Origin of the sequence: Paenibacillus xylanexedens (assembly GCF_017874615.1) — a bacterium.
GTDB classification, from domain to species: domain Bacteria; phylum Bacillota; class Bacilli; order Paenibacillales; family Paenibacillaceae; genus Paenibacillus; species Paenibacillus xylanexedens.
Genome location: NZ_JAGIKV010000006.1, coordinates 158,636 through 182,600 on the forward strand (window position 1 = coordinate 158,636; position 23,965 = coordinate 182,600).

A 23,965-nucleotide genomic window follows, 5' to 3' on the forward strand; every position below is an offset into this window, starting at 1 on the left:
TATTGAATCCTGTGACAAAATCTTATTTCTTACAGGTGTAACATCCCTTGACCTATATTCAACATGAAAGGCATCATGTCTGCCCATAATATAAGTGACAAAGGGAGGCGATGATCATGAGTAATCGATGTGAATTATGCGGAAGAGAACCTGTGAACACGACCGTTCATCATCTGACACCCAAAGAAATGGGCGGAACATTTCTGCCCACGGCCAACCTGTGCATCCCCTGTCACAAACAGATTCATTCTCTGTACACCAATCGCGACATTGTAACGCTTGGACTCACGGACCTGCAATCTTTGAGACAGGATGAACGAATGATTCCATTTATCCGCTGGATTCGCAAACAGCCTGCTACAACGATTCCCCGTGTACGCAAATCCAATCATGTTCGCAAATCGTAAACCAAAAAGAACAGTTCCAAGGTCATGTGCTGGCGAGGTAAATCCGCCTTCCCTTTTCACTGTTCTTAAATGAACTATGCGATTGGCAGCCATCCTTATGATCAGATGCTTATTATCTTCGCCTCTTAATTCGGCCGCCGCCCACTCTGGTTTTTGGTTTTTTGTAGGATTTCTTAGGTGGATCAAACAACCCGCCCAACCCACCACTGCTCTTGTTCCGATCAATGCTTCCCTTGCTCTGATCCTTGTTGCGGTTGAATAATCCTCCGCCAGATCCCACGCTTGAATCTTTATCGCTTCCGCGCCTTGTAATCGTACCTTTCCGATCAACAGTAATAGGTGGAGCAAGCTTCTTGTCATTACTTGTTGGTGCACGATAAGATCCTGCACTCGGTTTATACGTATCTTTATTGGTATATCCTCGATAGTTGCCATAACCTCGCCCGCCAAAAGAATCGAACAGATTACCAATTAATGTAGCGGTGAGGTAACCTTGTAAAAAAGATGAATCGTAGTTCTGTCGAACATATTCCTTGGAGTCCACCTCAACCAAAGTATCCTCCGGTTTGTTCGGGTCTTGTTGCAAGTGATAATACTCGTCCTGATACACGAGGAACATACGCTCTGTGTTCTCTGCCGAGATCTGATCCGGTTGCCTTTGGTCAGACAATTCCTGAGCCACTTCCGGAACGGTACGGTCCGAGGCCCGGTACACATAGGACGTTGAGTTACCACTGCCACTAACCGATTCAAGCGGATATGTGTCCTGAACAGAAGGTGCTCCGCACGCGGACAACAGAGACATCACAAGGCTGAGGACCAGCATTAATTTTAATCCATGTGCCAAGCGTTTTTTCATTGGGAACCTCTCCTAGCTCGAACGAATCACTTTGATATCCGCAGGAATAATGGACTCACCCTCATACAGTGTAAATCTTCTGTCTTGCCACTCCACGCGAAGAAGCATATTATCATCCGACTGATACTGCCATACCAATTGTTCTCCAGCCTGGCCATATGGAGTTCTACCTGCCGTTGATACCATGCCTCCATACTCTTCCTCCAGATGATATGCGCGTCCATCCAGGTCCAGCAGTGTGGGCACCTCATCAGGTGCATCTAGTCTGCCATCGATTGGTGTATATAAGGTATAACGGGTGAGTTCCCGTTCTTCGATATGCAAATATCGAAATGCGCTACCATCCTGCAGCGTGAGGACAACTGCATTTCGAGCACGATTTTGTACCCGACCAACGACTTCATAAGTGACCAGAGAAACCTCACAGATATCACCAGGTGCAAGCTGAAGCATCGTTTTCTCTGCCTGCGGTGGTTCAGGTTTCGTTAGTATTCCTTTAATTCGTTTCCATACACTCATGAGAATTACTCCTGTTCCTTATCTTATAAACAAGCTGCAATAATCAGTGCGCCCACGATATGTAAAGCGCCAGAGAACAAACCGTATCCTGTCTTCCCTTGCTGAATTCCCGTATCCAGATCCAGATTGGCCCATCTGCGAATCATAAAGTGTACAACACTCTCCAGAATCAACAAAATGATAAAGGATACAACGGAGACCAGCAATGCTTCTCCAAGATGACCAGCCGTAGAAATGGACGTAGCAAGTACATACCCCTGTGCAAATAATTTCATCACCATACGTGTGGTAACGGCCATATTGCCAGCCTTAACTTCAGCAAAATCTTTATATTTCGTGAACAGTGAATCAACATACATCAAGACAAACAGCAAAACCGAACCAGATACTGTCCAGACCAGCATCGCTAAAATGTTCAAATCCATTTACACAGCCCCCACATATCAACATGAACCGCATTTAAAAGCGAAGGAGAAACGCTCTTCTCCTCCGCTGGTTAACCCTGCTGACAACCAAGGTATTAGTTCTTATTATCGTATTGTTTCATCAATGCTGCGAGTTCGTCTTCAACAGCCTGATCTTTACCCAACTTCTCGAACTCTTCATCCAAAGACTTGCCTTTGGAAGACATTTCGTTGCTTGCTTCTGCCTGTGCTTCCATCTGCATCATTTTCTCTTCCATACGCTTCATACCAGCACTTGCAGTATCGGAGCCAAACCCATTCAACGCTTTGTTGATTTCCGTTTGGGCTTTTGCTGCATTATAGCGCGCTACCAGTGTTTCACGTTTGTTCTTCATTTGAGTCAGTTGCTTACGCATCTCGTCAAGCTTGCCACGCAGGTTATCTGCAGAAGCCTTGTTTTGATCATAGCTGGTTTTGTACTCAGCCATCTTCTCTTCAGCAGCCTTTTTCTCTTCCAGAGCGCGTCGCGCCAGATCCAGATTCTGAGCACGTGCCGCCGTATGCGCCTGCTCTTCACGTTTCTTCACCAGAGCTTCCTGCTCTTCGAATAACTGCTTGAATTTCTTCTCAATAGCGATCTGTGCAGCTACTGCTTTCTCTGCATCTTCCAGATCCTCTTGCATGTCACGGATATATTGGTCCGTCATCTTGATTGGATCTTCCGCCTTGTCAATAATAGAGTTGATGTTAGACATTGTTAAATCACGCAATCGTTTGAAAATGGACATTATGTTATTCCTCCTAGTGGATATTACATCGTATATAAACATACATACGTAATAATCTACAACTCGTTTCAATTTTAGCAAATAAAATCAAAACATTCGATGGCTCTTATGTCAGGAAGATCGTTTATCTTTGTTCAGATGATCCTCCATCAATCTCTCTGCAGTCTGCACGATTTCGTCGATCTGCATCCGCGTGATGGAATCAAAATGAATACCCATGATCACCGTAACGGTTACTTTCAGCTGCAGGGCAGCCTTTCGGGCAAGCCGCTCACACAGCTCTTGTTCTTTATGCCCAGGAATATGTACCGTCGTCCCGCTTACGCGCTCTTGATCCACGTAGAACGTGGCTACGGCGCCAATATGCGCCTTTCCTCCCGTAACGAGAAAAACCTTATCCTCTCCTGCTTCAATCACCTGTAAACGTATGGATTTCAAATCATATGTACTCATACCCATCCACCTATCCTTTTCTATATGTTATATACGGAGGAATTATGGCTGTCATGAGCTGAATCGGCAATGAAACTTCTCACACTACGCATATTTTATGGAGACCCCGGGCATACCAAGAAGAACGTCATTTTGTGGAAAGGAGGCCGTTATAATGCGCGTACGCCTCATTATGCTGATGGTTATCGTTATTTTTCTCGGAGGATATCATGCTCCAGTTGTTTCATCGCAGGATGCTTCAAGCCGACCAAGTGAATCAGTATCAGGTTCGGATTCTGCGGAAGAAGAACAACTGACATTAGGACAGTTACGTCAAAAATATGCGGACACGTTCAAAACCAATGGTCCTTCAACAAAGAAGGTTGCACTGACTTTCGATGATGTACCTGATCCAAGGTTTACTCCACAGGTGCTGGATATATTGAAGAAATACGATGTCAGAGCTACATTTTTCATCGTAGGTAGTCGTGCTGAGAAACATCCCGATCTGGTAAAACGCATCGTTAAGGAAGGGCATATGGTTGGTAATCACAGCTACAATCATCCGGAATTCAGTAAGCTGTCGATGACTGCCTTTCGCAAACAAATTTTACATACCGGGGATATTATTCGACGTTTGGCGGGATATACGCCCAAGATGATTCGGCCGCCTTATGGAGACATTAATGAAGAACAGCTGAGATGGGCTGCCAAACAACACTATAGCATTGTGAACTGGAACGTAGACTCCCTGGACTGGAAAGGCCTTTCAAAGGAACAGGTGAAGGATAACATCTTATCTGCCGTGAAACCTGGCTCCATCGTTCTGCAACATGCTGGAGGCGGTGTAGGGTCAAACCTGAACGGCACGATTGAGGCTTTGCCCGAAATTATTGAGGAACTGCGTAACCGGGGATATGAACTGGTCACCTTGGACGAAATGCTGGGATTGCCAAAAGCCATAGATTAGTATGACCGTGATAGGAAATGAATAATGAATATTAAAAGGGTGCCTGTTCAATCGCGAGTTAGCGACTGGCAGACACCCTGTTTGAATTCATTAGATGTGATTTACGCTCTACTTCAGAATGTACAGCTCGATATCCTGAAATCCAAATGTGCTTACGGACTGCTTACTACCCGGGATAAAGATATCAATCCGGTGACCCTTGATTGCACTACCCATATCACGTGCTGTAGCTACAAAAGCCTGTTTTGGCAATCCTGGATGGCTGTGACCTGTCACCAGTACTTTGGTTCCGAGTGGAATCACACTTGGATCAACTGCAATTGTACCCAATTCAAGATCATTACCGAAGTAATCCACAGCACCCCATCCTCCATTTTCGGACGGATCTGCAGAGTATGCCGTTGCTTTCACGTTCACGGCTTTGCTGTAATCGAATGTTTTACCCCAGGCTTGAACCACTTTGTTATCTGCGTTAACGTCCAAGCTTGCTGTAGTAACAGTCTTCGCTTGGGTCTTGCTCTCCGTAGCCGCAGCAGCTGCTACATTGTTTGCCTTACCGGGAATCGTAATTTTCAAACCACCATAAATGTTGTAAGGTGAAATGCCGTTGTTTGCTTTAACCAACGTGTTGATTGCTACTCCATATTGTTTTGATAAGGTGTAGAAGGTATCCCCTTCTTTGGCCACATGAACTGAATCGGCGTGAGCCGGAACGGCTTGAATGAGCATTGCTGTTGTCAATAATGCTACTGCTGTTTTGGCTATACGTTTCTTGTTAATCATGGTCTTCCTCCCTCATTATGCCTGCGAAGTTAGTTGTCGGATTCGGATGAGGAGCCACCCTATAGGTTCTTCATTACATTTGAAACGTTATGTACCCCTAATTCACCCCAAGCAGTGTGCCGTAGATCTTCCCCCTGCACAATCTGCATCGTTACATCCCCCACACTCCCTGTCCGGAAGTTTCGGCAGAGTTCAATATATCACAATTTTGTAACCTGAACTTGTAGTAATTCTTACCAAATGGTTTTTTGCATGTCATCAACTGTAAGAATACTGGATAATTCAGAAAAGTTGGGGGAACCGACTTCTTTATATTTGGTAACATAATAGTTACTTTTCAAATCTATAAATGATTAATACGCATAAAAAAATAGCGTTACCGACTCAAAGTCAGTAACGCTATCTAATCACTTCATTTAGAGTACTTTGGCAAGAAAATCACGTGTACGTGAATTTTTTGGAGCTCCAAACACCTCATCAGGTGTTCCCTCTTCCACAATAACCCCGCCATCCATGAACAGGATCCGGTCTCCCACTTCACGTGCAAAACCCATCTCATGCGTCACGATGACCATCGTCATCCCGCCTTCTGCAAGACGTTTCATGACATCCAGCACTTCCCCGACCATCTCGGGGTCCAGTGCCGACGTAGGCTCGTCAAACAGCATCACATGCGGCTGCATGGCCAATGCTCTAGCAATGGCGATCCGCTGCTTCTGTCCACCTGACAGCTGATTCGGGAATGTATCTTTTTTATCGTACAAGCCCACGGTGTTAAGCAGATCAGCGGCAATTTTCTCCGCTTCCTGAGTGGATTGTTTCTTCACTTTAATCGGAGCAATCGTGATGTTTTGCTCTACCGTTTTGTGTGGGAACAGGTTGAAGTGCTGGAACACCATGCCCATTTTTTCACGAGTTGCGTTGATGTTGTGCTTGGGGTCCGTGATTGACACGCCTTCAAAATCAATCTCTCCTGAGGTAGGCTGTTCCAGCAGATTCAGACAACGCAAGAAAGTACTTTTACCTGAACCGGAAGGACCGATGACTACGACAACCTCACCTTTGCCAATCGTCACGTTAATGCCCTTAAGCACATCGTTATTACCATAAGATTTGTATAATTGTCTAACGTCTATCACTTGCACTCAACTTCCTTTCCAGTCGTCCCAGCAGCTTGGACAAAATAAACGTCAATACAAAGTAGATCGCTGCTGCAATCAAAAATGGACTCAAGCCTTGATACGTAATGTTTTTGACCACACTTGCCTGATACATAATGTCCACCATACCGATAACGGAGATAATAGAGGATTCCTTGATGATGGTTATGAATTCATTACCGATCGCAGGTAATACAGCTTTGAAGGCCTGTGGCAATATGATATAACGCATCGCATCGCCTCTTCCCATACCTAGGGAACGAGCTGCCTCCAACTGACCACGATCCACACCTTGAATACCCGCACGGAAAATTTCTGCCAGATATGCACCACTATTAATGGAAAGCGTGATGATACCTGCCTGAAGGGCAGTGAAGTTAATGCCAAAGGACAAGGAGAAACCATAGTAAATAATCATCAACTGTACCAACATCGGTGTACCCCGGATCACTTCAACGTAAGCTGTACCGATCCAGCGCAGGATGGCAACGTCATGCAGACGGAACAAACAGATGATTAATCCGATAATTACCCCGAAAATAACACCCAGTGCGGACAACAAAAGAGTATATCCTATACCGGTTGCATAGAAACTTTTGAACTGCCAGAACACTTTAAAAATATTTTGTGATTTGTCCATTTTATCAGCCATCAGGAGACTGGCATCTGTCACCATTTGGTTGATTTTATCTTCACTTTTCAGTCGATCCAGTGTTCCATTTACTGCAGCTAGCAGCTCGGTATTACCTTTACGAATCCCGATTGCCGCTTCTGCTTGCTCTTCGTCCGGAACAGCAGCAGCAAGTCCATTGATATCGTCCAGATAACCTGCAGCAACGGTATCTTCAACGATTGCCGCGTCAATGCGTTTTGTTTGCAGTTGAAGCACGATATCCGAGATTTTATCCAGCGCAGTAAGCTTCGCTCCTGGAATACTCTGTCCGATCGTTTCCTGAATGGAGCCTTTCTGAACGCCAATCTTCGCATTTTCAAGTTCTGCCATAGTTGGATATTTGTCTTTATCCACATTGCGAACCATAATCACTTGTTTTGATTTATAATAGGTGTCGGAAAAATCAATACTTTTCTTCCGTTCATCGGTCGGCGTCATGCCGGAGACAACCAGATCGACACGACCGCTTTGTAATGCAGGCAGAAGTCCGTCAAAGCCCATGTCTTCGATAACAAGCTCTGCTCCAAGGTCTGCAGCAATTTCTTTAGCAATGGCAATATCAAAACCAACGATTTCATCTTTGCCATCGATCACTTTATGGAATTCATATGGTGCAAAATCGGCACTTGTACCGAGCACCAGCTTTTTACTGCTTGAATTGTCTGTAGTCCCACTTGCAAGTGCCACAGGAACGGCAGTCGTCAGCAGAACAACAAAGGTCAACAGCATCATGGTGTAACGACTTATTAATTTCAACCTTGTTCTCTCCCCTTACAATACGTTGTATGCTTCTCATGTTGATGACTGAGTCATTATAAAGTACAATGCATGATTATGCAATGCATTTTGACGTTACAAATCTTGACTTGTTTCTGAAAAAATAAAGCAAACATGATATAATCAATGAATTATTTTCATTTTTGCGTAAGGAGTTTACTAATGACAGCTAACAAATCACAAATTCTGACGGTTATTGATCAATATGCTTCCCGTTTTAAAGCCATTTCATCATATATCGGTGCCAACCCCGAACTGGGAAATGAAGAGTATCTCGCTTCTGCCCGTTTGAAAGAAGAACTGGTCTACCACGGTTTCACTGTAGAGGCTCCAATCCTTGGACTGGAGACAGCCTTTATCGGAACCTATTCAGCCGCCAAATCCGGCCCTACCATTGCATTATTGTGTGAATATGACGCCTTGCCGGAGATCGGTCATGCTTGTGGTCACCATCTGATCTGCATGATGAGTCTTGGAGCTGCTGTTGGGTTGAAATCCATTCTGGATGAAGTAGGTGGAACGATTAAAGTGTTTGGCACACCCGCTGAAGAGACACGTGGTGCCAAAGTTCCGATGGCTGAAGCAGGTTTGTTCGATGACTGTGATGTCGCTCTCATGGCGCATCCATACTATGCCTACGAAAAGTCAGGTAGCTCGCTGGCTATTGATGCTGTGCAATTTGAATTCCATGGCCGATCTTCACATGCTGCTGCAAGTCCGCACGAAGGTATTAATGCTCTTGATGCCGTCATTCAAACGTTCAACGGAATCAATGCATTCCGGCAACAAGTGAAAAGCACCGTTCGGATTCATGGTGTGATCAACAACGGAGGTCAGGCAGCAAATATCATTCCTGACTATGCTTCTGCGCAATTTTATGTACGGGCAGCAACTCGCAAAGAACTGAATATCCTCACAGAACGTGTGATTCAGATCGCTGAAGGTTCTGCTCTCCAGACAGGTTGCAAGCTGGTGACATCCAACTATGAAACGTCCTATGATGAGATGGTTACCAATGAAGCATTCTCAGCTGCGTTTAGTCAAAATCTGATGGAACTTGGTATCACGCAAGAAGAGATTGTGAGTGGTAATGATCACGGCTCTATGGACATCGGTAACGTTTCCCTGAAATGTCCTGCAATCCATCCCTACATTCGTGTTGTGGATGAGGTGCATACACTGCACTCCATAGCTTTCCGTGATCTTGCACTTCAAGAGCGCGCGCTGGATGGCATGATTCTGGGAGCAAAGGCACTTGCTACAACAGCCTATGACGTACTGAGCCAGCCAGAGTTGCTTCAATCCATCCGCACGGAGTTCGAGCAAGCTATTCGCTAAAATTTATTTTCAACATGTTATATAGGGGTGCCCTGAACAGGCTTGAATTCCAAGCTGTTCAAGGCACCCTTTTTCTAAATTAGCTGTAAGTATATTCAGCAAGAAGCTGGAGATGCTGTGAAATAAACCTTTGAAAACGATGAAAATAATACATTTTATTACAGTAAATGTGATTCGTTTGCTGGCTAACTTGGTTAATTATAACTATAAGTGCGTGTTCTAAAGACCGGTTTTCATAACTTATCCTATATTCAGGAGGTGCTGTCATGCTGCTCGAAGCCATGTATCATGTTCCTCGTGACAAGTGGGCTTATGCCTATAATTCGTCTACCATACATCTGCGCGTACGAACCAAACGTAATGATGTTCAATACGTGACTGCACTGACCGGAGATAAGTACGATTGGAATGGAACGTACAAGGAAATTCAATTGGAGAAGGCTGCTTCGGATAACATGTTTGATTATTGGGAGGCTGCCGTCAAGCCACAATTCAAACGTCTCACCTATATATTTCGGATAACTGCTGGTTCAGAAGATGTGTTTCTTGCGGATAATGGAATTCATTATGAGACCCCCTATCCAACAGGAGGATATTATGAGTTCTCGTATATACATGAAATTGATGTGTTTAAGGTGCCCGAGTGGGCCAAAGAAGCCGTCTTTTATCAGATCATGACGGAACGGTTTGCTAATGGAGATCCCAAGCTGAATCCAAAAGAAACGCATGACTGGGGTGGCAAACCTGAGTTGGACAATTATTTTGGTGGAGATCTGCAAGGTGTGCTGGATCATCTGTATGACCTAACTGAACTTGGCGTGAACGCCATTTACTTTACCCCGTTATTCCAGGCCAACTCCTACCACAAATACGACACGATTGATTATAAAAAAGTCGACCCCTATTTCGGTGATAATGCCCTGCTTAAACAATTGACAGAAGAATGTCATCGCCTGGGTATACGTGTCATGCTTGACGCGGTGTTTAACCATTGCAGCGAAGACTTCCCTCCTTTTCAAGACGTTCTCCAGAATGGAAAAAACTCTAAGTATGCCGATTGGTTCCACATCAATGAATATCCGGTTCAGATCAAGGATGGTATACCAACCTACGATACATTTGGGTTCTATGGCAACATGCCCAAGTTCAATACAGCCAACCCTGAGGTTAAGTCATATTTACTCGATGTAGCAGAGTACTGGATTAAGGAAATTAAGCTAGATGGGTGGCGTCTGGATGTAGCGAATGAAGTGGACAACCATTTTTGGCGTGATTTTCGCAAGGTCGTTAAGGCAGCGAATCCTGAAGCCTACATTGTTGGTGAAGTATGGAGCGATTCCTTAACCTGGCTTATGGGAGACCAATTCGATTCGGTCATGAATTATCCATTTGCCGACAAAGTGCTTCAGTTCTTCTGTGGTTCAATGGACGGTTATAACTTTGCCAACGAGATGGGTTCACTTATTATGCGCTATCCGCAACAAACCAACGAAGTGATCTTTAATATGCTGTGCAGCCACGATACCCCACGACTGCTTACCCGGTTAGGAGAAGACAAACGCCGATTAAAATTGTCGGTTGTATTTCTTTTCACCTATATCGGTACACCTTGTATCTTCTACGGCGACGAAGTTGGGATTAGTGGTGATGCTGACCCGGATTGTCGAAAATGTATGGAATGGGACCCGGCCAAACAAGACAGAGAATTGTATGATTTCTATCGTCTGATGATTGATTTACGCAAAAGCAATGAAGCCCTGCGCAAAGGACGCTTCCGTTTCCTCAAGGCTGATCACAATGATCCCTGTATCGTGTACGAGCGTGTGGATGACAGCCTTCACTTTACCGTATGGATGAACAATACACCTCAAGATCGAACGCTTTCTCATCCCATGGAAACAAAAGACTGGAAAGATGCATTAACTGAAGAGCCAGTGTTTCCAACCGATGGAATGATGAATATTAAGCTGGACCCCTATGGGTACCGCATTTTGTACAGACAGCTTGATCCGGCAACTATCCTACACAACTGAGGTTTAAATTCTGTACAGTCATATTAAAAAAAGAAAAACACTTCAACCGTATCAGATGAATGACATTCATTCTGAACTTTGGAAGTGTTTTTTCGGATGAGAAAAAGCCACAGCATCATATGCTGCGACTTTTTCAGGATTGCATCAGTTTACAGGGTCAAGTGTGATCCGACGATAAATGTCCATATATTCTTCAGCTGAGACGTTCCAGCTGTATTCTCCGCCCATTGCATTTTTCACAATTTTCTTCCAGTGTTCTGGCTGTTTGTAGATCTCCTCAGCACGTCGAATGGTACTCATCATGTCATGAGCGTTAAAGCTTGTGAATGAGAAACCATTCCCTTCTCCAGTAAACTCATTGTATGCCTGCACAGTGTCGTTCAGACCGCCTGTTTCCCTTACGAGAGGCACACTCCCGTACCGCAGAGCCAGTAGCTGACTAATACCACATGGTTCGAACCTCGATGGCATCAGGAAGATGTCACTGCCTGCATAGAAACGGCGGGATAACCCATCGTTAAACGTGATCTGGGCAGACATTTTGAGCGGATAACGATTCGCAGCTTCACGGAACCAGTGTTCATAGGACTGCTCCCCTGTTCCAAGTACAGCGAATTGAATGTCATCATAGTACAGCAATTCATCCAGGATGCGGCAGACCAGATCAAGCCCCTTAGAGTCCACGAGCCTTGTCACCATCACCATGAGTGGTACATCAGGACGAACAGGAAGTCCAAGTTCCTTTTGCAGCTCGATTTTGTTCTCCGTTTTCTTGGACAGACTTGTTCTGTATTTCACTGGAATTTTGGTGTCCGTTGCCGGATTGTAACTCTTGGTATCAATCCCGTTCACAATCCCGCTGAAACGATCTCCAAGTGAACTGAGCAGTCCGTCCAGTCCATATCCATAATATGACGTTTGCACTTCCTGTGCGTATGTTGGGCTTACGGTTGTCACATGGTCAGCATACACAATTCCTGCTTTCAAGAAATTGACGTTACCGTAATATTCGGCTCCATCCACGGTGAAATATCGATCGTCCAGCTCAAGGATATCACTGAATAACTCATGCGGGAATACCCCTTGGTACAACAAGTTATGTATGGTGAATACCGTACGAATATCACTGTAGAATGAATCATGTCTGTAATGGGTTTCAAGCACCAAAGGAATCATTCCAGCATGCCAGTCATGACTGTGCAGCACGTCAGGCTTGAAATCAATCTGTGGCAACACTTCGAGCACTGCACGGTTGAAGAAGGCGAAACGCTCGCCATCATCCATATAACCGTACACTCCATCACGCCCAAAATAATACTCATTATCCACAAAATAGACTGGAATTCCATCATGAACCAGCATTTCTATTCCACAATAGGGTCTGCGCCAGCCAAGAGGCACATCCGTTGTAATTACGGGCTGTAACGCGTCTTTATACTCATCGGGAATCCCCTTGTACTTAGGCATAATCACCCGCACATCTGCACCGCTCTTCTTCAAAGCAAACGGGAGAGCACCGATTACGTCAGCAAGGCCTCCTGTTTTGATAAATGGATGTACTTCAGCAGCAGCAAATAGAATATTCATGCCTTTGTCCTCCTCTTCGGTTTCAGCGTGTTGCTTTCATTGTTATTCTTCGTTTTTGAACTGACGGAAGTGATACTCGCAGGTGATTCATCCGTTTTCCGACGTGTGTTCTTTTTTAGAATCACGATACTAAGCGGAGGCAATACCAATTCGAGACTATGCGGATGCCCATGAAAAGGAATCTTTTCGGTAGGCAGTTGCATATCATTAGTAATGCCTGAACCGCCGTAAACGGAATGGTCACTGTTCAGTACTTCGGTATACATACCGGGACGCATGACACCAATCCGGTAACGCTCCCGCTTGACCGGCTGAAAGTTAATGAGCACAAGGAGTGTATCCGCAGGTTTTTTTCCTTTGCGTACGTATGAAATGACACTCTGGTCCTGATCATCCGGAGTGATCCATTCATAACCGTCTAGGGAATGATCAAGCTCCCACAAAGCTTTTTCACTCAAGTACAGGTTAGACAGCTCACGCTCAAAATTATGCAAATTGCGGTGACTGTCATAATCCAGCAAGAACCAATCCAGTTGATCCTCATCTTTCCATTCGATGAACTGGCCAAAGTCTCCACCCATAAACAGCAGCTTTTTCCCTGGGAAAGTCATAAAATAGCCCAGAAAAGCACGCATGCCGGCAAATTTCTGCTCATAAGTTCCTGGCATCTTGTCGAGGAGCGACTTTTTGCCATGAACAACCTCGTCATGTGACAGAGGTAGCACATAATTTTCAGCAAAGGAGTATACGACCGGGAAAGTCAGCAAATGATGTTTGGAAGGACGCTCATGAAAATCAGATTCCATGTAATCAAGCGTATCGTTCATCCAGCCCATGTTCCATTTGTAGTTGAAACCCAGACCACCTTCATCTACAGGTAAAGTCACCATTGGCCATGCACTGGATTCTTCAGCCATCATCAACGCATAAGGGAAATACTTGAACACCGTCTCATTAAGCTGCTGCAAAAAGGCTACAGCTTCCTTGTTCTCAAGACCACCTTCATCATTGGTACGATACTGTCCTGGCTGCTTCTCAAAATCAAGCCGAAGCATACTCGTAACCGCATCAACACGGAGTCCGTCAAAATGATACATCTCCATCCAATATAATGCATTGGAGATCAGAAATGAACGAATCTCAGGTTTCGAGTAGTCAAAGCTAAGTGTGCCCCAGCCCGGCTTCTCTGCTAACATCGGATCTGCATACTCATACAAAGGCGTACCATCAAACATACGCAACCCATGAGCGTCTTTGGCAAAATGTGCAGGTACCCAATCCAGCAATACGCCAATCCCAGCCTGATGTAGTGTATCCACTAGATACATCAGATCTTTTGGATGCCCATAACGACTGGTTGGCGCATAAAACCCTGTGTTTTGGTAGCCCCACGAAAGGTCATACGGATGCTCACTGAGGGGCATCATTTCAACATGTGTATATTTCATTTCTAATAAGTAAGGAACAAGCAAATCAGCCATCTCGCGATAACTATAGAGGCTTCCGTCTTCTTTGCGCTTCCAGGTTCCCATGTGCATTTCGTAAATATGTAGAGGTTTGTTATACATGGCACGTTGTTTGCGTCTCCAGGCTCCATCATTCCATTTGTACCCTTCGATTGAACTGGTGACAGAGGCTGTCTGAGGTCGAACCTCTGCTTGAAACGCATATGGGTCCGCTTTGAGCAATTCTGTTCCATCTTCCGTTAATATACGGAACTTGTATAAAGTTCCTTCGCTAATTTCCGGAAAAAAACGACTCCAAAATCCTGATTCGGGTATCTTATATAAAGGTTCCTTTTCGCCTTTCCATTCATTGCGGTCCAGAGCCAGTCCTACTTCTACGGCATTTGGTGCCCACACGGTAAAGCGATACCCCCGAAGGCCATCGCAAGTCTCAGGCTGCGCGCCCAACATTCGATAACTGTGATGAAGGTTACCTTCATGAAATAAATAAATATGCTCCGGCAATATGTCCGGGTGTGCTAACGGTTGAATGGCCAAGAGATCACCTTCTTCTCAAGAAAATAGATATAACAGTAACCATTACCCCAGTCTAGCCAAGTTGAAAAGAAAAATGCGGTGGTTTAGAAAATGTTGTCTTTTTTCAGAATTTTTACAGTAACAATCGTTTCATCTGCTCTACTTTGCGTTAATGATGTACTACAATGCACAATATTTTGGGAGGGAAACGATTATGTTTAATAAAGATTGCATCGCTATGCTGTTGGCGGGAGGAGAAGGGAAGCGATTAGCCCCTTTAACCTCGAGTATCGCAAAACCCGCTGTACCGTTTGGCGGGCACTACCGGATCATCGATTTTCCTCTCAGTAACTGCGTAAACTCAGGAATCGATACTGTAGGAGTATTGACGCAGTACCAAGCGGAATCTTTACACGATCATATCGGTGGAGGAGAACCATGGGGACATGGCAACTCAAGTGAGGCAGGAATCTCCTTGCTTCCATCTTATCATACAGGAAATGACGAATACTTGGGAACGGCGGATGCTATTTATAAAAATATCGACTATATTGATCAACAAAACCCCGAAAATGTTCTAATTTTGTCGGGTGACCATATTTATCATATGAATTATCGTGATATGTTGGAGGCTCATCAAGCCAATAATGCCGCAGCAACGATTTCAGTTATGGAAGTTCCTTGGGATGAAGCACATCGCTTTGGGATCATGGCTGCCGATGCTGATTTGCGTGTAACCGAGTTTGCCGAGAAACCGGCTGAACCAAAAAGTAATCTGGCTTCAATGGGCATTTACATGTTCAAATGGGATTATCTGAAACGCCATCTCTTGCAAGATGCCGCTAACCCTGAATCCAGCCATGACTTCGGTAAAGATGTTATTCCTCAAATGTTGAACGAAAATAATCCCCTCTTTGTCTATAACTTTAATGGTTATTGGAAAGACGTAGGTACGGTTAAGAGCCTTTGGGATGCACATATGGATCTGTTACACAACGAGGAAGACTGGAATCTGCAAAAAGAAAACTGGCCGATGTTTACTCGCGACTGGCGCTCCAAACCAAGTGCTTACAAAGCAAGACATACAAAGATCGAACATGTTACTTCCATGATTCACGACTCTTGTGCAATTGAAGGTCGTTCAGAACGTTCCGTTATCTTCTGCGGTGCTGAAGTGGGTAAAGGCTCTGAGGTTAAAGACAGTGTCGTTATGCCTAACGCACGCATAGGCCGTGGGGTTCACATCGAACGCGCCATCATCGGTGAAGGTGCAATAATCAAGGACGGTGCAATCGTTAAAGGTACGGCGGATGAAATTGTGGTCGTTGGACCTAACGAGATCGTATCTGCCAAACCGGCAGTCCGTACGCAACCTGTTCGTATGTTGAAAGAAGTATATGAGAAAAGTGGGCGCCTGCGCGCTGGTGAACTTTCTTCATAATGAAGTAAACATAATATGTAAAAGGCGAGCCTCAGATGGCTCGCCTTTTTCTGTGTTGATATGGATGTTATAAAGCGTACATGCTCTATCATCAGGTAGAAAAATCTCTTATCTTTTAAAACCTTAAGACTTTTCTATATCTGATTTTGTATCGCTTGCTGCTCGTTCTTCAGGGACTGCAGTATCACCAGATTGTGTCACAGACTCTTCTGGACCCATCTCCTCAGCCACAGCCGGTAACGTAACCGTAACGGTTGTCCCCGATCCGAGTTCACTCTGCATCGTGATGGTTCCCTCATGCAGTTCTACCAGTTCCTGCGTAATCGCAAGACCCAGTCCCGTTCCCCCATTTTGATGATTCACCTGGAAGAAACGGTCCCGTACTTTGATTAGGTGTTCTTCACTAATTCCGATACCGGTGTCCTGAACAGCTGCAATAATCTGACCATTCTCCTCTTTGACCGACAAGAAGATCCAGGAATTCTCATGTGAAAATTTGATCGCATTATCCACAACGTTTAAGAAAACTTGTTTCAGTCTGTTGCCGTCTCCATGGACATTATAAGCACGAGTCTCGTCCGTTTCCAACTTGAGATGGACCTGTTTTTGTTCCGCTTTGGCCCAGACATTCAACATCGTTTCCTGTACAATTTCACGAATGTTGACGGTTCCTTTGACCAGCTTCATCTGATTCTGCTGCAATTTAGAGAAATCCAGCATCTCTTCAACAAGTCCAATCAGTCGTTCGGTTTCCTTGGAGATAATACCCATACCGATACGGGTTTCTTCCGGATCATAACCGCCTGAATCCAGTGTCTCGCTCCAGCCTTTGATACTGGTCAAAGGTGTTCTTAATTCATGTGAGATCGAAGAGATAAAATCATCCTTGATCTGATTACTCCGCACAATCTCATGTGCCATGAAGTTAAGTGTTGATGCCAATTCGCCCAGTTCGTGCTTATAATTCCCCTTAACCCTGACATCCAGCCGTCCTCTGGCCATCTGGGCAGATACTGCGGTGATGTTGTTAATTGGACGTACAATCGAATTTGCCATACCAATACTGATGATCAACACAAGAGAAAGCACAGCAACACCTACAGCCGCTGCAAGCAATCCCATCACTAGTAATTTTGAATTAACTAGGTCAAGAGATGTCAAGTACCTGACAACGTAAGTATTCTCGCCTCCAAGGTCAAGTTTATGGGATACTGCCATCACTTGTTCTCCTGTAATTGGCTGTCTCCCCACCCAACGACCCACATTCCCGTTCATCGCCTGAGAGATGTCACTGGTCTGAAGAACAGCATGTTCTGACTCAAATGCCGTAGAACTGGCCAATACTCTTCCGTTCAAATCGAGAATTTGTAATTCAGTATTATCAAGTTGAAGATTCACAAGCAGATACGATAGATTATTACCATCTTCTGCACCGTTCACTAGAGACAAAGGTTCTTTAAAATCATTTGTCATCGTAATCCGCTGGTTTATAGTATTATAGATACTCTCATAATAGTATCTTTGCACTGCAAGCATAAATATGAATTCAACTAGCAACAGAGCAAGAAAAACTACGATGAAGTAATGTAATACGATCTGTCGCGTAATGCCTTTTTTAATCATTGCTCCCGGCCCTTCCATTTGTAGCCGTGACCCCATACAGTCTGGAGGTATTCGGGCTCGGAAGGATTGTTCTCAATTTTCTGACGCAGACGACGAATGTTGACATCCACAATTTTGGGATCACCCATGTACTCTTTGCCCCATACATGATCTAACAACACATCGCGGCTGAGCGGTGTATTTTCTTTTTCCAGGAAAAACTGAATTAAGGAAAACTCCGTTGGAGTCAATTCAATGGCTTCATTCTGTTTCTTGAATTGCTTCGAGATCAAGTCCAGTGAAAATGGTCCAGACTGGAACGTAACCTTCGCCGCAGTTTCCCGGTGCACGTTCACACGGCGTAATAAGGACTGAATACGCGCAATCAACTCTGTTGGGCTGAAAGGCTTGCTTACATGATCATCTGCACCAACAGAGAGTGCGTATACTTTATCTTGTTCCTGAACTTTGGCGGTTAAGAAAATGATACCCAGACGTTCATTGGTCTCACGGATCCTGCGACACACCTCGAAACCATCTATACCAGGTACCATAACATCCAGTAGAGCCAGATCAATGTCAGGTACTGTTTGTAGTATGCGAAGCGCTTCATGCCCGTCTCCAGCTTCAAGTACTTCGAATCCGTTTCTCTTCAAATTGATCACAATAAAACTGCGGATGGATTCCTCATCCTCAAGAATAAGTACTTTACTCATTAAGTTCTTCCTTTCTATTTGTCTGCGATAAATTTTCTAAGAGTCCAGGGTTCGCATCAAGTTGAGAACCACGTGAAGCAATAATATGTTCATTGTTCCGTGTAATTTCTTTCCAACTCTTTCCCTTCTCCTGTTCCCACTGCGAAAGTGTGAAGTATTTAATTTCACCAACAGTTTCATCAGTGTCAATCATTTTAAAGCGAATATACTTGTTTTTTTCTGATTTAGTATCAATAGTTATTTTCCCATACCAATCCGATTTGAGATTTAAATGGAATGAATTTGCATCGTCTCGATACTGAAAAGAGACAAATTTCTTCCCATCTTTTCCATCCCACTGGTAAAAAGTATAGAACCACATTCGCTCATCAAAAACATAATGCTCCCAACCCTTTGGTGTTTCTTTTAATCCAAACTCAATAATATCATCATTATTGACATCACTACTTAAAATTTTGTCATCTCTATAAGTTTGATCGGGTGATTTGAAAGCATTTATCAATTTATCGTCTTTTACATATATGATCTGGGAAAAAGTACTTCGATCATCTAACTCAGCATCCAAAACAATACCCATTTTGTTCTCAGCAATCTGTCCGCCGAGTGCGCTATATATTTCTTTCACAGTATAGTCAGTCTGCATGCGATCTACTTCTTTAAAACTACCCTCATTAAATTGATATAGGGCAATTGTGGCAAAACCACTCGTATTTAATGTCACTACCACAAAATCACTTTCGTTGTCCCCATTTAAATCCAGCGCGTTTCCTTGAATATCGTCAATAATAAATTGATTGTAGGGCACACCACCCATTACCTGTTCAAGGGCACCTCCTTTGTAGGAGTAGGCCATTAAGGCTTTCTGGGCTTCAACACTTACCCCCAGAACAATGTCTGGATTTCCGTCATTTGTAATATCCAATAATTTAAATGATTGCAAGCTATTCCCTGGAACGTCAAATGTAAGTTTTTTCACCCATGTACCACCCTGTTCCTCTAAGAGCATTCCATGAATCCGCACATTCTCATTAGGGGTTTCATAGAAAACAATAGCCTCACGAGTGCCATCACCATTCAGATCAGCAACACGAATCATGCTTGTATTATTCAGATCTTTGGGCCGGATTAACTTGCTCTCCGATGGTTGTTCCTTCTGTACAATCGTATATAATTTCTCCTTGTCCAAGGACATCATAGGTTGCTTCATTAGAAGCTTGGGATCACTTATGACTGTGCATCCGCTTAGAACAGAACCAAGCATAATCGCCATTGTTCCTGCTGCTACAAAGCGTCCCCACCGTGAATTAAACAATCTCATCACTCTTTTCAATAGTTTAAATCTGGTTTTTTTCTTGCTGTGTCAGTCTTCGTCCACGAATATCAAAAGCAATCTTGCCTTCTGCCAATCCCCAGATCCGTGTGGCATGTTTCTCAGCAAGTTCAATAGGCAGCACTGCAATGACTGTTGCACGTTCTTCTTCACATAATTTGCGTAATGTTTCCAGCACCGAATCTGCTGTATGAGGGTCAAGACCAATCACTGGTTCATCGGCCAAAACGACTTTGGCACCATGAGCAAGTGCTCTTGCAATAGCAACACGTTGCTTCTCGCCACCACTGAGCTTCTCTGCTATTTGATGTGCTTTATCAAGTAATCCCATTCCTTCGAGATAATCCATAGCACCCATATAATCATCGGAACGTACCATACCGGTTACCATTCTCCATACAGGAGTCTGACCTGATCGTCCGATTAATACATTTTTAAGAGCCGTACGTCTAGGAAATAATTCTGGATTTTGTTCCAAGTATGCCCATTCCCGTTTGATTTTCCGTTTTCCGGACCAGCCTTCTTTCAAAATCTCGGCGCCATCCACCGTAAACCGGCCGGAATCCCATTTTTCCATCATGGCCAAACATTTAAGCAACATGCTTTTACCGCTACCGCTTGAGCCAACTACAGCTATCATCTCACCCTGTTGCATATCAAATCGAATATCCCGTAGAACGGGAACGCGGTCCACGCCAACGGATTTACTCAAGTTCTCTACTCTGATCATCGCGATGTCTCCTCTTGTCCATGTTTTTCCCTACCACTAGTGTACTCGGAAATGGACATCAATTTCCATGCGAACACCAGCTTCTATTTTAACACAGATTCGAACTCAGGTTTACGACGAAATAATATACCTGCCACGCCGAAAAGAAGGTACAGGATTCCGAGTAAGGTGAACATGCTTCCGGGTGAAATCCAGTTGATCATCTGGCCACCCAGATTCGGTCCAATAATACTTCCAATCGTGAAATGAAAGGATGCCACAACGTTGGCTGCAGGCAGTAACACCTTAGGTAAAATGTCTGCGGCATAGGCTAGGCCCAATGAGAAAAAGGAGCCGACCAGGCCGCCTGCGATTGTTAATAATACAAGCGTCCACCAGAAATGCGTACCTGCGACTGGAACCAGCATAAAGATGATTCCCCCACTGATACCCGCAAACATCAATATCTTCTTCCGCCCATATCGGTCACTCAACATTCCGAGAGGTAATTGAAGGAACAAACCTCCAATCCCGATAAAAGGAAGCAACGACGAAATCTGACTGGTATCGAATCCAATACGCAGCCCATAAACGGGGAAGTTACTATTCATACCTGCTTCCATATATCCGTATAAGAGTGCCGGTAAAAGTGCATACCAGGCCCATGCCAGACTACGACGGAAGCGACGTTCGGGCAGTTGGCCATGCTCTGCTTTTTCCGGTTTCGTATCCGGAAGCTTCATTAATACCAGTATAAGCACTGCTGCTATACAGATGAACAAGACCCAGAAAGGGACAGCATCACCGAAGCCAAGCAGCTTAATTCCCAACGGTCCAATACTGAATCCCAGCCCGTAGGACATGCCATATAGTGATATGTAGCGTCCACGCTTTTCAGGAGCGGTAACAAGCAGTACCCAGAGCTGGGCCGCATAATGAAGTGCACTGTCTCCTATTCCAACGATCAGACGCAATATGAACCATATTTTAATATCTGGTAAATACGGAAATAGTATTAAAGGGACCATGACTAATATCAGGCCACCTACAATCAACTTTTTGAACCCTAATGCTCCCAATAACCGTTCCGCTACGAGAGTCATGGCAAAAGAGCCAATGTACAACGCGGCGGCGTTTAATCCGTTTAAACCTGGTGAAACCCCTTTTTGCTCCAAAAAAATCGAAAGCACAGGTAGCAAAAGCCCCTGACTTATTCCCGCCACCACAATAACCGTAATCAAAATGAGATAGTTGGCTGTCGAGTGTGATAGTTTGGGACGAGTAATCGATGACACGAATTCATTCCTCCTGCGAGCACACAAAGAAAAATCGCCATCGCTGACGACTTTTGTATGTTATACATATGGTTTTAAACTGCTATTCTTGAATCAGGGCTTTGCCTCGGACTTGAACATTATAGTGGACAACGCCCTGCAAAACAAGCCATAATAGAGGTTGTTCAAAAAGTTCACTTTTGATTACGAATCATGCCTAGTGGCATCATCAGCTTCGAAGATGAAATTCAGCCGAAATGTCCGTTGCTCACGTAGTTTTCCTACGCTCGGCTACTCCATTTCTATCTTCATTCCATCTTTCTTGGTACTGAAAACCAGACTTTTTGAACACGCACTAATCGTACTTAAGTCGCTGCGTACATTTAGATGTGACGGGAGGATTCTGCAACATTATGGCTTATCATGTGAAAATTGATGTTTCACCGATATATGAAATGCTCAACAGCTTTCTGGTTTATGTCACGAAAAAATGGATTCAGCATCTGGATATTGGTCCTGAATGGATCCTGGAAGTGGAAGGAACACTAAGTTCCAATGTACGAGCTGCGCTCGCACCTGCCGCCACTTGGCCTTTTGATGATTTTGATGTTTTGTTTGCATGGGCAGCATATCAAAATGATACATCGGAGAATCGTGATTTTCTGGACATGCTTGCCGGAATGACAGCAGAAGACCTGTATGCACGTGTGTCTCCTCTTCTGCCGGCTCTTACAATAGAAGAATCTACGCGCATTCGGAACAGTTATGTCCCATTATTGCGACTATGGGATGAACACTACTGTCAGAATATGAGCGAAGATCAGCGTGTATGGCTCGAAGAAGATGCCGAAGAAAAACGCATTTTGCTTGATAAAATGGGATCTGAACTGCTTATTGAATATGCTACAGCGGGCGTTCTTGTTGAACCGATGCCTGGGCTGAACGAAGTCATCCTGTTTCCAACGGTGCACAATCGCCCTATTAATATGTACTGCTTCTATGAGGGTATGATGATCATGCAGTATCCCGTAGATGCACCTGAAGAGAACGAAGACCAGCCGCCAACATGCCTTTTACGTTTCACCCATGCTCTGGCTGATCCCGAAAGACTTCGCCTGCTTCGTTACGTATCGGATGAACCCAAGTCCCTCGCTGAGATGTGTGAAGAATTGGGTAAAGACGAAGACACGGTCAAAGACCAGGTAATGGCGCTACGCATCGCAGGTCTGCTAAGGACCCATCTGCTCGGAAGTAACCGTAAAGAGAAATACAGTATTCGGCCGGATGGCGTATCTGAATTGAATATGTTCCTGGAATCCTACATTCGCATATAATTTAGTTGAACCATTGTGGAGTTTCTGGCTACAAGGAGTGAATTAGATCATGAAATTAATGAAACAACATATTTTGTTTGACCTTGATGATACACTCGTATATTGCAACAAATACTTCAACCTGATTTTGGGAGAATTCTTCGAGAATATGCAAGAGTGGTTTGATGGACATTCTCTGACAACACAAGAGATTCGGGAAAAACAGCTGGAGATCGATGTAACCGGAGTGAACAAGCTTGGCTTTGCGAGTCATCATTTCCCGCAATCCCTGATTGATACCTATCGTTACTTCTCCGGCAAGTTCGCCAGATTAACTTCTCCCAGAGAAGAGTCCTTTCTGAGCAAGTTGGGTATGAGTGTGTACGATCAGGAGGTTGAACCCTACCCTCATATGGTTGAAACGCTTGAGAACCTCAAAGGTGCTGGACATTCCCTCTACTTATATACCGGCGGCGAGACCGTGATTCAGCAGCGCAAGATTGATCAGATGAAACTCTCGGCTTATTTTGATGATCGGATCTATATCCGACAACACAAAAACGTCGAGGCACTGGAAGGCATTCTGTCTAATGGTCCGTTTGATCGTCGTGCAACTTGGATGATTGGCAACTCACTACGCACAGATATTATGCCGGCCGTAAAAGCCGGAATTCACAGCATATATATCAAACAACCGAATGAATGGCAATACAACATCGTAGAACTTCAGCCTAATCCGGAAACATCGATGTACACCATCACTGCACTGGAAGAGGTACCCAAAGTCATACACGAAAATATACAACAGCAGCAACAGAAAAGGACCCTTGGTTAAGGGTCCTTTTGCTGTATGTTAACTGTTAACTAA

At 44.3% G+C, this 23,965-nt stretch carries 22 protein-coding genes and 1 riboswitch; of the genes, 7 read left to right on the plus strand and 15 right to left on the minus strand.

Annotated elements, in window-relative coordinates:
• The first annotated feature begins 116 nt into the window (after positions 1-116).
• On the plus strand, positions 117-407 hold the full coding sequence (locus tag J2Z28_RS10050; protein ID WP_017688103.1) for an HNH endonuclease signature motif containing protein: 291 nt from the start codon (positions 117-119) through the stop codon (positions 405-407).
• A 112-nt stretch (positions 408-519) separates the two neighbouring features.
• Here the strand turns inward: J2Z28_RS10050 and J2Z28_RS10055 are convergent, their stop codons facing one another.
• The 5 genes from J2Z28_RS10055 to lpdD all read right to left on the minus strand — a co-directional run bounded on the left by J2Z28_RS10055 (position 520) and on the right by lpdD (position 3,430).
• Positions 520-1,266 carry a DUF4247 domain-containing protein gene (locus J2Z28_RS10055; RefSeq protein WP_211082371.1) on the minus strand — a complete coding sequence of 249 codons (747 nt, stop codon included), beginning with the start codon at positions 1,264-1,266 and terminating at the stop codon, positions 520-522.
• A gap of 12 nt (positions 1,267-1,278) precedes the next feature.
• On the minus strand, positions 1,279-1,785 hold the full coding sequence (locus J2Z28_RS10060; RefSeq protein WP_211082372.1) for a DUF4178 domain-containing protein: 507 nt from the start codon (positions 1,783-1,785) through the stop codon (positions 1,279-1,281).
• 23 nt (positions 1,786-1,808) lie between these two features.
• On the minus strand, positions 1,809-2,210 hold the full coding sequence (locus J2Z28_RS10065) for a DUF350 domain-containing protein (RefSeq protein WP_017688100.1): 402 nt from the start codon (positions 2,208-2,210) through the stop codon (positions 1,809-1,811).
• Between the two features lie 95 nt (positions 2,211-2,305).
• The gene (locus J2Z28_RS10070) at positions 2,306-2,977 is read right to left on the minus strand and encodes a PspA/IM30 family protein (protein WP_211082373.1); all 672 of its coding nucleotides are present in this window, start codon (positions 2,975-2,977) and stop codon (positions 2,306-2,308) included.
• Between the two features lie 111 nt (positions 2,978-3,088).
• Complete coding sequence (lpdD, locus tag J2Z28_RS10075) at positions 3,089-3,430, minus strand: prenylated flavin chaperone LpdD (RefSeq protein WP_211082374.1); 342 nt, start codon at positions 3,428-3,430, stop codon at positions 3,089-3,091.
• Positions 3,431-3,584: 154 nt separating this feature from the next.
• Between lpdD and J2Z28_RS10080 the strand changes: the two genes are divergently transcribed.
• Positions 3,585-4,379 carry a polysaccharide deacetylase family protein gene (locus J2Z28_RS10080; RefSeq protein ID WP_211082375.1) on the plus strand — a complete coding sequence of 265 codons (795 nt, stop codon included), beginning with the start codon at positions 3,585-3,587 and terminating at the stop codon, positions 4,377-4,379.
• A gap of 108 nt (positions 4,380-4,487) precedes the next feature.
• Here J2Z28_RS10080 and J2Z28_RS10085 read toward each other — a convergent pair whose 3' ends face one another.
• From J2Z28_RS10085 to J2Z28_RS10095, 3 genes are all read right to left on the minus strand, one after another.
• Positions 4,488-5,162, minus strand: a complete 675-nt coding sequence (locus tag J2Z28_RS10085) for a 3D domain-containing protein (protein ID WP_211082376.1) — start codon at positions 5,160-5,162, stop codon at positions 4,488-4,490.
• A gap of 2 nt (positions 5,163-5,164) precedes the next feature.
• Positions 5,165-5,360: riboswitch (cyclic di-AMP (ydaO/yuaA leader) on the minus strand.
• Between the two features lie 218 nt (positions 5,361-5,578).
• Positions 5,579-6,301, minus strand: coding sequence for an amino acid ABC transporter ATP-binding protein (locus tag J2Z28_RS10090; RefSeq protein WP_211082377.1), 723 nt, complete (start codon positions 6,299-6,301; stop codon positions 5,579-5,581).
• On the minus strand, positions 6,288-7,751 hold the full coding sequence (locus J2Z28_RS10095; RefSeq protein WP_211082378.1) for an ABC transporter substrate-binding protein/permease: 1,464 nt from the start codon (positions 7,749-7,751) through the stop codon (positions 6,288-6,290). The genes J2Z28_RS10090 and J2Z28_RS10095 overlap by 14 nt, the downstream gene beginning before the upstream one ends.
• Positions 7,752-7,934: 183 nt before the next feature.
• On the opposite strand from J2Z28_RS10095, the gene J2Z28_RS10100 reads away from it, so the two are divergent.
• Together J2Z28_RS10100 and J2Z28_RS10105 are read left to right on the plus strand one after the other, a co-directional pair.
• Positions 7,935-9,110 carry a M20 family metallopeptidase gene (locus J2Z28_RS10100; RefSeq protein ID WP_211082379.1) on the plus strand — a complete coding sequence of 392 codons (1,176 nt, stop codon included), beginning with the start codon at positions 7,935-7,937 and terminating at the stop codon, positions 9,108-9,110.
• Between the two features lie 266 nt (positions 9,111-9,376).
• Complete coding sequence (locus tag J2Z28_RS10105) at positions 9,377-11,143, plus strand: alpha-glycosidase (RefSeq protein ID WP_211082380.1); 1,767 nt, start codon at positions 9,377-9,379, stop codon at positions 11,141-11,143.
• A 144-nt stretch (positions 11,144-11,287) separates the two neighbouring features.
• Here the strand turns inward: J2Z28_RS10105 and glgA are convergent, their stop codons facing one another.
• Both glgA and glgB read right to left on the minus strand, forming a co-directional pair.
• On the minus strand, positions 11,288-12,730 hold the full coding sequence (glgA, locus tag J2Z28_RS10110; RefSeq protein WP_211082381.1) for a glycogen synthase GlgA: 1,443 nt from the start codon (positions 12,728-12,730) through the stop codon (positions 11,288-11,290).
• Positions 12,727-14,733 (minus strand): 1,4-alpha-glucan branching protein GlgB, encoded by a 2,007-nt coding sequence (gene glgB, locus J2Z28_RS10115; protein ID WP_211082382.1) that lies wholly within the window; start codon positions 14,731-14,733, stop codon positions 12,727-12,729. Before glgB ends, glgA begins: the two co-directional genes overlap by 4 nt.
• A gap of 193 nt (positions 14,734-14,926) precedes the next feature.
• On the opposite strand from glgB, the gene J2Z28_RS10120 reads away from it, so the two are divergent.
• Positions 14,927-16,153, plus strand: coding sequence for a glucose-1-phosphate adenylyltransferase (locus J2Z28_RS10120; RefSeq protein WP_211082383.1), 1,227 nt, complete (start codon positions 14,927-14,929; stop codon positions 16,151-16,153).
• Positions 16,154-16,276: 123 nt separating this feature from the next.
• Here J2Z28_RS10120 and J2Z28_RS10125 read toward each other — a convergent pair whose 3' ends face one another.
• The 5 genes from J2Z28_RS10125 to J2Z28_RS10145 all read right to left on the minus strand — a co-directional run bounded on the left by J2Z28_RS10125 (position 16,277) and on the right by J2Z28_RS10145 (position 21,805).
• Positions 16,277-17,776: a sensor histidine kinase gene (locus J2Z28_RS10125; RefSeq protein ID WP_211082384.1), complete on the minus strand. Its 1,500-nt coding sequence runs from the start codon at positions 17,774-17,776 to the stop codon at positions 16,277-16,279.
• Positions 17,773-18,471 (minus strand): response regulator transcription factor, encoded by a 699-nt coding sequence (locus tag J2Z28_RS10130; RefSeq protein ID WP_017688086.1) that lies wholly within the window; start codon positions 18,469-18,471, stop codon positions 17,773-17,775. Before J2Z28_RS10130 ends, J2Z28_RS10125 begins: the two co-directional genes overlap by 4 nt.
• Positions 18,464-19,783 carry a hypothetical protein gene (locus J2Z28_RS10135; protein WP_211082385.1) on the minus strand — a complete coding sequence of 440 codons (1,320 nt, stop codon included), beginning with the start codon at positions 19,781-19,783 and terminating at the stop codon, positions 18,464-18,466. Before J2Z28_RS10135 ends, J2Z28_RS10130 begins: the two co-directional genes overlap by 8 nt.
• Before the next feature lie 22 nt (positions 19,784-19,805).
• Positions 19,806-20,531: a phosphonate ABC transporter ATP-binding protein gene (locus J2Z28_RS10140; RefSeq protein ID WP_211082386.1), complete on the minus strand. Its 726-nt coding sequence runs from the start codon at positions 20,529-20,531 to the stop codon at positions 19,806-19,808.
• 83 nt (positions 20,532-20,614) lie between these two features.
• Positions 20,615-21,805, minus strand: a complete 1,191-nt coding sequence (locus J2Z28_RS10145) for an MFS transporter (protein ID WP_211082387.1) — start codon at positions 21,803-21,805, stop codon at positions 20,615-20,617.
• A 392-nt stretch (positions 21,806-22,197) separates the two neighbouring features.
• On the opposite strand from J2Z28_RS10145, the gene J2Z28_RS10150 reads away from it, so the two are divergent.
• Together J2Z28_RS10150 and J2Z28_RS10155 are read left to right on the plus strand one after the other, a co-directional pair.
• Complete coding sequence (locus tag J2Z28_RS10150) at positions 22,198-23,118, plus strand: ArsR/SmtB family transcription factor (protein ID WP_211082388.1); 921 nt, start codon at positions 22,198-22,200, stop codon at positions 23,116-23,118.
• A gap of 49 nt (positions 23,119-23,167) precedes the next feature.
• Positions 23,168-23,932 (plus strand): HAD family hydrolase, encoded by a 765-nt coding sequence (locus J2Z28_RS10155; protein WP_211082389.1) that lies wholly within the window; start codon positions 23,168-23,170, stop codon positions 23,930-23,932.
• Positions 23,933-23,965: the final 33 nt, after the last annotated feature.